The sequence below is a fragment of the Streptomyces sp. NPDC006265 genome (assembly GCF_040613555.1).
Classification (GTDB): domain Bacteria; phylum Actinomycetota; class Actinomycetes; order Streptomycetales; family Streptomycetaceae; genus Streptomyces.
Genome location: NZ_JBEXSH010000203.1, coordinates 1 through 11,418 on the forward strand (window position 1 = coordinate 1; position 11,418 = coordinate 11,418).

12 protein-coding genes are annotated in these 11,418 nt (G+C 71.1%); 6 read left to right on the forward strand and 6 right to left on the reverse strand.

What is annotated here, in order from left to right; genetic code table 11:
* The 3 genes from ABZ281_RS18305 to ABZ281_RS18315 all read right to left on the reverse strand — a co-directional run.
* Positions 1 to 392: ATP-binding cassette domain-containing protein (locus tag ABZ281_RS18305; RefSeq protein ID WP_356656660.1), on the reverse strand; the 392-nt coding region annotated here is incomplete at its 3' end.
* A gap of 206 nt (positions 393 to 598) precedes the next feature.
* Positions 599 to 1,918 (reverse strand): aspartate aminotransferase family protein, encoded by a 1,320-nt coding sequence (locus ABZ281_RS18310; protein WP_356656682.1) that lies wholly within the window; start codon positions 1,916 to 1,918, stop codon positions 599 to 601.
* 61 nt (positions 1,919 to 1,979) lie between these two features.
* Positions 1,980 to 2,519 carry an Lrp/AsnC family transcriptional regulator gene (locus ABZ281_RS18315; RefSeq protein WP_356656662.1) on the reverse strand — a complete coding sequence of 180 codons (540 nt, stop codon included), beginning with the start codon at positions 2,517 to 2,519 and terminating at the stop codon, positions 1,980 to 1,982.
* 164 nt (positions 2,520 to 2,683) lie between these two features.
* Between ABZ281_RS18315 and ABZ281_RS18320 the strand changes: the two genes are divergently transcribed.
* From ABZ281_RS18320 to ABZ281_RS18330, 3 genes are all read left to right on the forward strand, one after another.
* Positions 2,684 to 4,123 (forward strand): gamma-aminobutyraldehyde dehydrogenase, encoded by a 1,440-nt coding sequence (locus ABZ281_RS18320; RefSeq protein WP_356656664.1) that lies wholly within the window; start codon positions 2,684 to 2,686, stop codon positions 4,121 to 4,123.
* Positions 4,124 to 4,244: 121 nt separating this feature from the next.
* Positions 4,245 to 4,769 carry a hypothetical protein gene (locus ABZ281_RS18325; RefSeq protein WP_356656666.1) on the forward strand — a complete coding sequence of 175 codons (525 nt, stop codon included), beginning with the start codon at positions 4,245 to 4,247 and terminating at the stop codon, positions 4,767 to 4,769.
* Positions 4,770 to 4,898: 129 nt separating this feature from the next.
* Complete coding sequence (locus tag ABZ281_RS18330; RefSeq protein WP_356656668.1) at positions 4,899 to 6,557, forward strand: sigma-70 family RNA polymerase sigma factor; 1,659 nt, start codon at positions 4,899 to 4,901, stop codon at positions 6,555 to 6,557.
* On the opposite strand, the gene ABZ281_RS18335 is transcribed toward ABZ281_RS18330, so the two are convergent.
* Together ABZ281_RS18335 and ABZ281_RS18340 are read right to left on the reverse strand one after the other, a co-directional pair.
* Positions 6,502 to 7,227 (reverse strand): glycerophosphodiester phosphodiesterase, encoded by a 726-nt coding sequence (locus ABZ281_RS18335; protein WP_356656670.1) that lies wholly within the window; start codon positions 7,225 to 7,227, stop codon positions 6,502 to 6,504. The two genes, ABZ281_RS18330 and ABZ281_RS18335, sit on opposite strands and share 56 nt — an antisense overlap.
* Positions 7,224 to 8,285 (reverse strand): adenosine deaminase, encoded by a 1,062-nt coding sequence (locus ABZ281_RS18340; protein ID WP_356656672.1) that lies wholly within the window; start codon positions 8,283 to 8,285, stop codon positions 7,224 to 7,226. The genes ABZ281_RS18335 and ABZ281_RS18340 overlap by 4 nt, the downstream gene beginning before the upstream one ends.
* 239 nt (positions 8,286 to 8,524) lie before the next feature.
* On the opposite strand from ABZ281_RS18340, the gene ABZ281_RS18345 reads away from it, so the two are divergent.
* Both ABZ281_RS18345 and ABZ281_RS18350 read left to right on the forward strand, forming a co-directional pair.
* Complete coding sequence (locus ABZ281_RS18345; RefSeq protein WP_356656674.1) at positions 8,525 to 9,163, forward strand: DUF4190 domain-containing protein; 639 nt, start codon at positions 8,525 to 8,527, stop codon at positions 9,161 to 9,163.
* A gap of 69 nt (positions 9,164 to 9,232) precedes the next feature.
* A complete protein-coding gene (locus ABZ281_RS18350) occupies positions 9,233 to 9,697 on the forward strand; it encodes a DUF4190 domain-containing protein (RefSeq protein ID WP_356656676.1) in 465 nt (154 codons plus the stop codon).
* Between the two features lie 51 nt (positions 9,698 to 9,748).
* Here ABZ281_RS18350 and ABZ281_RS18355 read toward each other — a convergent pair whose 3' ends face one another.
* A complete protein-coding gene (locus tag ABZ281_RS18355; protein WP_356656678.1) occupies positions 9,749 to 10,324 on the reverse strand; it encodes an NADAR family protein in 576 nt (191 codons plus the stop codon).
* Between the two features lie 199 nt (positions 10,325 to 10,523).
* On the opposite strand from ABZ281_RS18355, the gene ABZ281_RS18360 reads away from it, so the two are divergent.
* Positions 10,524 to 11,418: aldehyde dehydrogenase family protein (locus ABZ281_RS18360; protein WP_356656680.1), on the forward strand; the 895-nt coding region annotated here is incomplete at its 3' end.

Sequence of the window (11,418 nt, forward strand, 5' to 3'; positions counted from 1 at the left end):
AGCCACTCCAGGGCCGCGGTCTTGGCGCGGCGCCGGCCGGTGCCGCGCAGCATCAGCGGCAGGGCGGTGTTCTCCCAGGCGTTGAGCTCCGGGACCAGGGAGGGGGCCGGGTCGATCCAGCCGAAGCGGTCGCGGCGCAGCCGCTCGCGGGTGAGGGGGCCCATGGTGTGCACGGGCACGCTGTTGAACCAGACCTCGCCGCGCCGCACGGGCACCAGGCCGGACAGGCACCGCAGCAGGGTCGTCTTGCCGCTGCCGCGCGGGCCGCCGATGGCGAGGATCTCGCCCTCGCGCACGCCGAGCGAGACGCCGCAGAGCGCGGGCGAGCCGTCGTCGTGCTGGAAGTGCAGGGCGCGTGCCCAGAGCACGTCGTTGTCCGGCGGGGCCTCCATGCGCGTACACCTCGGTTCAGATCCGTAGTTCCCGTGCCGTCCCCCGTGCGGGGGAACGAAGGCAGGGCCGATCGGTCACTGGGCACGCTAGGCAGAAGGCGGCGGGACGCCGGACAGCACGCGGCCCCGGGCCGCCGTTTCTCACTCGAACGGGCGGCACCGGGGCCGGTGTTGATCATCGAGGCAGACGATCGGAGCGACGCGGGTCAGAGCTTGGTCCACGCCTCCGAGAGGGTGGCCCGCAGGATCTGCTCGATCTCGTCGAACGTCGACTGGTCGGAGATCAGCGGCGGGGCGAGCTGGACGACCGGGTCGCCGCGGTCGTCGGCGCGGCAGTACAGGCCGTTGTCGTACAGCGCCTTGGAGAGGAAGCCGTACAGGACGCGCTCGGTCTCCTCGTCGTTGAAGGACTCCTTGGTGTTCTTGTCCTTCACGAGCTCGATGCCGTAGAAGAAGCCGTTGCCGCGGACGTCGCCGACGATCGGCAGGTCGTGGAGCTTCTCCAGGGTGGCGCGGAAGTTGCCCTCGTTGTCCAGGACGTGCTGGTTGAGGTTCTCGCGCTCGAACAGGTCGAGGTTGGCCAGGCCCACGGCAGCGGAGACCGGGTGGCCGCCGAAGGTGTAGCCGTGCAGGAAGGTGTTGTCGCCCTTGTAGAACGGCTCGGCCAGGCGGTCGGAGATGATGCACGCGCCGATCGGGGAGTAGCCCGAGGTCATGCCCTTGGCGCAGGTGATCATGTCCGGCACGTAGTCGAACTTGTCGCAGGCGAAGTAGGTGCCCAGGCGGCCGAAGGCGCAGATGACCTCGTCCGAGACGAGCAGCACGTCGTACCGGTCGCAGATCTCGCGCACGCGCTGGAAGTAGCCGGGCGGGGGCGGGAAGCAGCCGCCCGCGTTCTGCACCGGCTCCAGGAAGACCGCGGCGACGGTGTCCGGGCCCTCGAAGAGGATCTGCTGCTCGATCTGGTCGGCGGCCCAGCGTCCGTAGGCCTCCGGGTCGTCGGCGTGGATCGGGGCGCGGTAGATGTTGGTGTTCGGGACCTTGTGGGCGCCCGGGACCAGCGGCTCGAACGGGGCCTTCAGGGCCGGCAGGCCCGTGATCGACAGGGCGCCCTGCGGGGTGCCGTGGTAGGCCACCGCGCGGGATATGACCTTGTGCTTGGTGGGCTTGCCGACCAGCTTGAAGTACTGCTTGGCGAGCTTCCAGGCGGTCTCCACCGCCTCACCGCCGCCGGTGGTGAAGAAGACCTTGTTCAGGTCGCCCGGGGCATGGTGCGCTAGGCGCTCGGCCAGCTCGACGGCCTTGGGGTGGGCGTAGGACCACACCGGGAAGAAGGCGAGCTCCTGCGCCTGCTTGAACGCGGTCTCGGCGAGCTCGACCCGGCCGTGCCCGGCCTGCACCACGAAGAGGCCGGCGAGGCCGTCCAGGTAGCGCTTGCCCTTGTCGTCGTAGATGTACGTGCCCTCGCCCCGGACGATGGTGGGGACGGGGGCCTTCTCGTACGACGACATGCGCGTGAAGTGCATCCACAGGTGGTCGTACGCGGACTGGGAGAGGTCCTTGCTCACGGCTATCGGGTCCTCACGATTATCGGGTTCCCCACATGTAGGTCTGCTTCTTGAGCTTGAGGTAGACGAAGCTCTCGGTGGAGCGCACTCCGGGCACCGCCCGTATGCGTTTGTTGATGACCTCCAGAAGGTGGTCGTCGTCCTCGCAGACGATCTCCACCATCAGGTCGAAGGAGCCTGCGGTCATCACCACGTACTCGCATTCGGACATGGCCGACAGCGCGTCCGCGACCGACTCCACGTCGCCCTCGACGTTGACGCCGACCATCGCCTGTCTGCGGAAGCCCACGGTGAGCGGGTCCGTGACGGCGACGATCTGCATCACGCCCTGGTCGAGCAGCTTCTGGACGCGCTGGCGCACGGCCGCCTCCGACAGGCCCACGGCCTTGCCGATGGCGGCGTACGGCCGGCGGCCGTCCTCCTGGAGCTGCTCGATGATGGCGAGGGAGACGGCGTCCAGCTGGGGCGAGCTGCCGTTCCTGGACTCGCGGGAGGGCTCGCGGTGCTCCCGCGAGCCCTTCTGTTCTGCGCTTCGACTGGCCACGGGGTCACTGTGCACGAGGTCTCGACACTTCCGCAAGCCTAGATCGATGAAATCCGTTGTTTGAGTCCCATACTCCTGCGAATTCCGCACGATCGAAGGGAGCGGGGGTGTTGAAAACGTGGGTCGGCCGACTAGGGTGGGTGTCTCAAGTACTGGACATCCGAACTGGAGGGCCGGCAGTGAGCACCGAGCTTCGTCGTCTGCGCAACTACATCGGCGGTGAGTTCCGGGACGCCGCCGACGGACGGACCACCGAGGTGGTCAATCCCGCGACGGGTGAGGCGTACGCGACCGCTCCGCTGTCCGGGCAGGCGGACGTGGACGCCGCGATGGCGGCGGCCGCCGAGGCCTTCCCCGGCTGGCGCGACACCACGCCCGCCGAGCGCCAGAAGGCCCTGCTGAAGATCGCGGACGCCTTCGAGGAGCGCGCCGAGGAGCTGATCGCGGCCGAGGTGGAGAACACGGGCAAGCCCACCGGGCTGACCCGCTCCGAGGAGATCCCGCCGATGGTCGACCAGATCCGCTTCTTCGCGGGCGCGGCGCGGATGCTGGAGGGCCGCTCGGCCGGTGAGTACATGGAGGGCCTGACCTCCATCGTGCGCCGGGAGCCGGTCGGCGTCTGCGCACAGGTCGCGCCGTGGAACTACCCGATGATGATGGCCGTGTGGAAGTTCGCCCCGGCGATCGCGGCGGGCAACACCGTCGTGCTCAAGCCGTCCGACACCACCCCGGCCTCGACGGTCCTCATGGCCGAGATCATCGGCTCGATCGTCCCCAAGGGCGTCTTCAACGTCATCTGCGGCGACCGCGACACCGGCCGTCTGATGGTGGAGCACGACACCCCGGCGATGGCCTCCATCACCGGTTCCGTGCGCGCCGGCATCCAGGTCGCCGAGTCCGCCGCCAAGGACGTCAAGCGCGTCCACCTGGAGCTGGGCGGCAAGGCCCCGGTCGTGGTCTTCGAGGACACCGACATCGCCAAGGCCGTCGAGGACATCTCGGTCGCCGGCTACTTCAACGCCGGCCAGGACTGCACCGCCGCCACCCGCGTGCTCGTCCACGAGTCCATCCACGACGAGTTCGTCTCCGCGCTGGCCAAGGCCGCCTCCGAGACGAAGACCGGTCAGCCGGACGACGAGGACGTGCTGTTCGGCCCGCTCAACAACCCCAACCAGCTCAAGCAGGTCGAGGGCTTCATCGACCGGCTGCCCGCGCACGCCCGCGTGGAGGCCGGCGGCAAGAGGGTCGGCGACAAGGGCTACTTCTACGCCCCGACCGTCGTCTCGGGCCTGAAGCAGACCGACGAGATCATCCAGAACGAGGTCTTCGGCCCGGTCATCACCGTGCAGTCCTTCTCCGACGAGGAGCAGGCGGTGGAGTGGGCCAACGGCGTCGAGTACGCGCTGGCCTCCTCCGTGTGGACCAAGGACCACGGCCGCGCCATGCGGATGTCCAAGAGGCTCGACTTCGGCTGCGTGTGGATCAACACGCACATCCCGCTGGTGGCCGAGATGCCGCACGGCGGCTTCAAGAAGTCCGGCTACGGCAAGGACCTCTCGGGCTACGGCTTCGACGACTACACGCGGATCAAGCACGTGATGACGTCGCTGGACGCGTAGCCCTCCCGCACCGCTGAACGGCCCCGGACGGTTCCTCTCCGTCCGGGGCCGTCGGCGTGCCGGGCGACGAAGCGCCACCCCGTTTTTGAACGTGTTCAATTGCAGGCGTAGAGTGCGCCTCATGAGCGACAGAGCCGCCCTGCTGAAGGGCATCCGTGCGTGGCTGGTCTTCTTCGTGGTGTGTCTGGTGCTCAGCGGCGCCACCGCCTTCCCCCTGGTCCACGAACTGCGGTGGACCGAGGACCTGCTGCGGGCGCTGTCCGTCGGCGACCACCTGCCGGGGCTGACGAACTGGATCGGGCGGGTGCGGGCCGGTCTCGACGAGGCCGACGCCGAATACCCCTTCCTCCTCTACGGCACGGACTGGCTGGCCTTCGCGCACCTGGTGATCGCGGTCGCCTTCTACGGGCCCTACCGCGACCCGGTCCGCAACATCTGGGTGGTCGAGTTCGGGATGATCGCCTGCGCGGGTATCGTCCCGCTCGCCCTGATCTGCGGGCCGATCCGCGGCATCCCCTTCTGGTGGTCGGTGATCGACATGGCCTTCGGCGTGTTCGGCGTGATCCCGCTGTACGTCGTACGGCAGCGGATCAAGCGGCTGGAAGCGCTGACCGCGCCGGTGACCGTGCCCGTGCCGGGCGTCTGAGGAAAAACCGTTATCCCGAGAACCTTCACGTCGTCTCCCCGCGTGTGATCCCCGACATAGCGAGAACCCCGGGACCGGCTGAGAGGGTGCGTGCGGTACATCAGTGAACCCAGGCGTCGAGAGGCCACCGTGGACAGTCAGCACTGGCGCGCCGTCATCACGGCGGCACAGGCCGGCGACCGGCGGGCGCTTGACGAGCTGGTCGAGGGCTGGCTGCCGCTGGTCTACAACATCGTGGGCCGGGCCCTGAACGGGCACGCCGACGTCGACGACGTCGTGCAGGAGACCATGCTGCGCGCGGTCGGCAACCTCGGCTCACTGCGCGACCCGGACAGCTTCCGGTCCTGGCTGGTGGCGATCGCCATGCGGCAGATCCGCGACCGGGCCCGGCGCAGGACCCCGGACCGGCTGGAGGAGGCAGCGGCCTCCGACTTCGCCGAACTGACCGTGCTGCGGCTCCAGTTGGAGGGGCAGCGGCGTGAGGTCGCCGAGGCGGTGCGGTGGCTCGACGACGAGGACCGGCACCTGCTGTCGCTGTGGTGGCTGGAGGTCGCGGGCGAACTGACCCGGCGCGAGCTGGCCGCCGCCGTGGGCATCACCCGGCAGCACGCCGCCGTGCGTGTCCAGCGGATGAAGGAGCGCCTGGAGACCGCGCGCGGCATCGTCCGCGCCCTGGACGGCCCCTGCCCCGATCTGCGCGAGCTGACCGGCCGCTGGGACGGCCGGCCCGACTCGGTGTGGCGCAAGCGGCTGGCCCGGCACCTGCGCGGCTGCGGCCACTGCGGCGGCACCCGCGAGGCCGTCGTCCCGGCCGAACGCCTCCTGGTCGGCATCGCCCTCGTCCCGCTGCCCGTCGGCTTCACCCTGTCCCTCGCCCTCGGCGGCAAGACCGCGGCGGCCGCCACCTCGGCCGGCTGGTCCGCCAAGCTGCTCGGCGCGCTCACCAAGCCGGCCGTCGCGATGACGGCGGGCGCGACGATCGTCGCGGGCGGCGCCTACGTCGTCACCCAGCCGCCGGACGCCCCACCGCCCCGGGCCGCGGTCGCCCCCACGGCCACGGCCCGCTCCGCACCGCCGCGCACCTCCGCACCGCCGCGCACCTCCGCCCCACCCGCGCCGACCCCCAAGTCCTCGCCGACGGCGACGAAGAAGGCCGACGCGTACGGCACGGTCGTCGATGCCGTCGACCGCGCCCCCGACCCGAACGCCCGGCCCGCCGCCCTGCCGCACCGCTCCGAGTCCGGCGTCACCAGCACCGGCGGCCCGAAGGCCGTCATGCAGCACCGCGGGGACAGCGTGACCCTCACCGGGCAGGGCTACGTCCTGGTCCGCTGGCAGATCTCGCCCGGGTCCCGGCCCGGCGCGTTGGTCATGCCGTCCTGGACCGGCCTGAAGGGCAGGCTGTTCCACGTGGCGTCCGGCGGCTCGCGGCGGATGGACGACCCGCTGCCCGGCGCTCCGAACGGCTACGCCACCGGCATGGGCGGCCCGAGCATCGGCTACGCCGTCCTCCCGCCCGGCACCCAGCAGATGTGGCAGAACGAGTACTTCTACCTCGACGGCACCGTCACCCTCACCCAGAACGAACGGGGCTGTGACTACGGCCTCATCGTCTTCCCGACGAACCGGGACGCCGTGGTCGAGGACATCGACCAGGGCCCGCCCCAGGGAGCCCTGCGCTACGGGCTCGTCCGCGACACCGGCACGGACAGCGCGCCGGTGCCGCAGTACGTCACGCGCGCGGCTCCGGCCGATCCGGCGACGGTGCCGCAGCGCTCGCGCGTGTAGCGCACAGCACGTCGACGCGGTTGGTCGTGATCGAGTCCACGCCCGCCTCCAGCAGCCGCCGCATCGAGCGGCGGGTGTCGGGGGTCCAGACGGACAGCAGGAAGCCGTCGCGGTGCACGCGCTCGGCGAGGGCGCGGTCCACCAGGGAGAAGCGGTAGTTGAGCCAGCGCGGGCGGATCGCCTCCAGCAGGACGGGCCGCGGCGGGGCCAGCGTCGTCCAGGTGAGGGCGATCTCGGCGCCGGCGTCCACCGCGCGCACGGCGAGCATGGCGTCGGCGCCCGCGCAGTAGTAGACGCGTTCCGCCGCCCCCGCCTCCTCCACCACGCCCATGATCCGCCGCACCGCCCGCACATCGGGCGACCCGGGCAGGTCGATCATCATCCGGTGCCCGCCGGTCGCGGCCAGTGCCTCGGCCAGGGCCGGCACCCGGCCGCCGGTCAGCCCGCGCACCTCCTCGAAGGACAGCGCGTTCACCGGCCGTTCGTGCTCCCACAGCCGCTTCAGCGTCGCGTCGTGCAGCAGTACCGGCACGCCGTCCCGGGTGAGCCGTACGTCGATCTCCACCGCGTCCGCGCCCCGGCGCAGGGCAGAACGCAGCGAGGCCACGGTGTTCTCGCGGACGCGGTAGGGGTCGCCCCGGTGGGCCACGGCGACGGGGGAGGGCGTCACCGGGCGAGCCACTGCGCGGTGTGCGTGTCGATCTCGCCGGTGATCCGCCTCTTGCCCGCCGCGTCCAGGAAGGACGCCTCGACGGCGTTCTTCGCCAGCTCGGCCACGCCCCGCTCGTCGAGGTCGAGCAGCCGGGCGGCGACCGCGTACTCGTTCTCGAGGGTCGTGCCGAACATCGGCGGGTCGTCGGAGTTGACGGTGACCAGGACCCCGGCCCGCACGAACTCCTTGATCGGGTGTTCGTCGAGGGCGCGGACCGCGCGGGTGGCGATGTTCGAGGTGGGGCACACCTCCAGCGGGATCCGGTGCTCGGCGAGGTGCGCGAGCAGCTTCGGGTCCTGCGCCGAGCTGGTGCCGTGCCCGATGCGCTCGGCCCGCAGATGGGTCAGCGCGTCCCACACCGTCTGCGGGCCGGTCGTCTCCCCGGCGTGCGGTACGGAGTGCAGCCCGGCGGCGATCGCCCGGTCGAAGTACGGCTTGAACTGCGGCCGCTCCACACCGACCTCGGGCCCGCCGAGACCGAAGGAGACCAGGCCCTCCGGGCGCAGCCGGTCGTCGGTGGCGAGCCGGGTCGTCTCCTCGGCGGCCTCCAGACCCGCCTCGCCGGGGATGTCGAAGCACCAGCGCAGCACGGTCCCGAACTCGGCCTCGGCCGCCTTGCGGGCGTCCTCGATCGCGTCCATGAAGGCCCGCTCGTCGATGCCGCGCCGGGTGGACGAGAAGGGCGTGATGGTCAGCTCGGCGTACCGCACCTGCTGCCGGGCCAGGTCCCGGGCCACCTCGTAGGTCAGCAGCCGGACGTCCTCCGGGGTGCGGATCAGGTCGACGACCGACAGGTACACGTCGATGAAGTGCGCGAAGTCGGTGAACGTGAAGTAGTCGACCAGCGCCTCGGGATCGGTCGGCACCTTCGAGTCCGGGTGCCGCGCGGCCAGTTCCGAGACGATCCGGGGGGAGGCGGATCCCACGTGGTGCACATGCAGTTCGGCCTTGGGCAGTGCGGCGACGAAGGCCTTCAGGTCGCGTGGGGCGCGGGGGTCGACAAGATGCTCGGCCAAGGGTTCCTCCCCGGAACGGCGCCGCTGCCGGCACGGGGCGGCGGGCGCGGGTGATCGGCTGATCGATGACTCGGAATTCATCGTATGCCGCGGTCCAGCGCCCTTCTTTCCGGGGGAGCGGGACGCTGTCGATGGGCGGCTCCGCCGCGTTGGCGCGAGCCACCCCCGCCGACCCGCACTGTGGCACGCACCGGACCGCCCCGTAGCATGACCACACGATCGACCCAGGGGGGAACAGGATGACGGACGCGACGCAGCCCGACGGAGGCGGAGGCGCCGGCCACGACCCGTGGGCTCCCCCGGAGCACACGCCCTCACTCGACAAGCACCAACACCCCACCGCGGGGCCGCCGTCCGTGCACGACCAGGCCACGGTCACGTCGATGCCGGGCTTCACCCCGCCCGCCGGCACGCCGCAGTTCGACCCGTCCGGCACCGGCACCGTCCCGCCCCCGCCCGTGGCTCCCACCGGCCCGGGAACGCCCGGCGGCTACGGCTACCCGGGCTATCCCCAGTCCGGCTACGGCTGGCCCGGCATGCCCCCGGCCCCCCAGAACGGCCTGGGCATCGCCGCGATGGTGCTCGGCATCGTCTCCTGCACCCTCTTCTGCCTCTACGGCGTGGTCTCCCTGGTCACCGGCATCCTCGCCGTCGTCTTCGGCATCAAGGGCCGCAAGCGCGCCGAGGCCGGAGTGGCCACCAACCACGGGCAGGCCCAGGCCGGTCTGATCACGGGCATCATCGGGATCATCCTCGGCATCGCGGTGATCGTCCTGATCGCCGTCGGCATCACGGCCGCGATCAACAGCGACGACTACGACGACGACCCCTACTACGGGACCCTCGGCCCGGTGGCCACCGCCGCGTCCCACCGCTGAAACAGGGGCTCTGTGCGGCCGACTTGGCCACTACGATGCCCTGGTCTGACAACGGAGGGGAGTTCGTCCATGTCCAACACCAACCCGCCCCCGGGTGGTTTCGGCCCACCGGCCCAGCCGCCGCAGCAGCCGGCCCCGGGATACGGCTATCCGCAGCAGCCCGGCCCGGGCTACGGCTACCCCCAGGGCAGCTCCGGCTACCCGGCAGCGCCGCCCGTGGGCTACCCGCAGGCGCCCGGTTACGGGATGCCCGCGCAGCCGAGCAACGGCATGGGAACCACGGGACTGGTGCTGGGCATCATCGGCGTGGTGTGCAGCGTGACGTTCATCATGTGGTTCTTCGGCGTGATCCTGGGCATTCTCGCGATCATCTTCGGCGCCATCGGCCGCGGCCGGGCCACCCGCGGTGAGGCCACCAACAAGGGCGCGGCGACCGCGGGCCTGGTCTGCGGCATCATCGCCACCGTGATCCTTCCGCTGCTGGGCTTCCTGCTGTTCGCCAGCATCATGGGCGGACTCGGCGCGGCTTCCTGAGCGGAACTCCCGGAGTTCACCAGGGGCCGGTCCCCAGGACCGGCCCCTTGCTCATGCCCCTGTCGTCCGCAGCCGCTCCCGCGCCTCCATCAGCGCGAAGCCCAGCAGATTCGGCCCCCGCCACCGCTGCGGATCGGCCGCCGCCTCGTCGTCCGCGGCCAGCCCGATGCCCCACACCCGGTCCACGGGGCTCGCCTCGACCAGCACCCGGTCGCCGGTGCCCAGCAGATACCCCAGCAGCTCGGGGTGCGCGCCGAACTTGTGGACGCTGCCCTCCACGACGATCCGGAACCGCTCCCGCGCCCACACCGCCTCGCCGAACCCGCGCACCAGCCGCCCGGCCTTCTTCGCCTCGGCGGGATGCTCCGCGGCCAGCACGGCACGCTCCGCCGCCGCGTCCCCGAAGAGCCGCGCCTTGCCGGCCATCATCCAGTGCTCGGCCGTCGCGTAGGCCACGCCGTCGACCGTGAACGGCGCCGGCCACCACTGGCTCAGACAGCTCGCGCCGATCCGGCCGTCCGGCCGCGGCCGGTGTCCCCAGAAGTGCAGGTACCTGATTCTGGTCCCCGCGCGGACCGCCCTGATCAGGGTCTCCTGCGAGCCGATCGCCCCCGTGATCTTCTCCATGCACGCGAGTTTGGCACGCACCACTGACACAGCGTCCTGCCTTATCGCGGTGAACTCGACACCTGGTCGACAGATTCCGTCGCGTAACCAAAAATCAACAACGGAATCACTTGTTGGAGTGGCATACCTCTGTCAGGATCGGCACTCAAATCGAGCCTGAGCCACGCCGGCCCCATCAGGGGACACGGAGGAGAGCGACATGCACAACCCGGGCATTGCCACCCCGGACCGATTTCCGGCCGAGGAGCGCTTCGCGGAGGGCGCGCAGTACATCGCGGGGCGCCTGACCAGAGGCACCTCCGGCCGCACGCACGCGGTCGTCGACCCGGCGTCGGGCGAGGAGGTCCTCACCTACGAAATGGCGGGCACGGCCGACGTCGACCGGGCCGTCGCCGCCGCCCGCGCGGCCTTCCCCGGCTGGGCGGGAGCCACCCCGGGCGAGCGGTCCGACGCCCTGCACCGGTTCGCCGCGGTCCTGGCCGACCGGGCCGAGGACTTCGCCCGCGCCGAATCGCTCCAGTGCGGCAAGCCGCTGAAGCTGACCCGCGAGTTCGACGTCCCGGGCACCATCGACAACGCCGCCTTCTTCGCCGGTGCCGCACGGCATCTGCAGGGGCAGTCCGCCGGTGAGTACTCCGGCGACCACACCTCGTACGTCCGGCGCGAGCCCATCGGGGTCGTCGGGTCGATCGCACCCTGGAACTACCCCCTCCAGATGGCCGCCTGGAAGATCCTCCCGGCGATCGCCGCGGGCAACACCATCGTCCTGAAGCCCGCCGAGATCACCCCGCTGACCTCGCTGCTCTTCGCTCGGGCGGCCACGGACGCCGGGATCCCGGACGGTGTCGTCAACATCGTCACGGGCACCGGCAGGGAGGCCGGAGAGCACCTCGTCGGCCACCCCGACGTGGCCATGACCTCCTTCACCGGCTCCACCGCGGTCGGCAAGCGCGTCGCCGAGGTCGCCACCGCCACCGTCAAGCGCCTCCACCTGGAGCTCGGCGGCAAGGCGCCCTTCGTGGGAGGGACGATCACATCAGTGAGTTCCCAGGCGGTCTGTCCCATGTCCAGGATCGTTCCCCCGCGTGAGCCGG

Coding starts and splice junctions, on each gene's coding strand:
- ABZ281_RS18345 (WP_356656674.1), top strand. CDS start 8,525: ATGACGGACGCGACGCAGCCCGACGGAGGCGGAGGCGCCGGCCACGAC.
- ABZ281_RS18310 (WP_356656682.1), bottom strand. CDS start 1,918: ATGCACTTCACGCGCATGTCGTCGTACGAGAAGGCCCCCGTCCCCACC.
- ABZ281_RS18355 (WP_356656678.1), bottom strand. CDS start 10,324: ATGGAGAAGATCACGGGGGCGATCGGCTCGCAGGAGACCCTGATCAGG.
- ABZ281_RS18350 (WP_356656676.1), top strand. CDS start 9,233: ATGTCCAACACCAACCCGCCCCCGGGTGGTTTCGGCCCACCGGCCCAG.
- ABZ281_RS18325 (WP_356656666.1), top strand. CDS start 4,245: ATGAGCGACAGAGCCGCCCTGCTGAAGGGCATCCGTGCGTGGCTGGTC.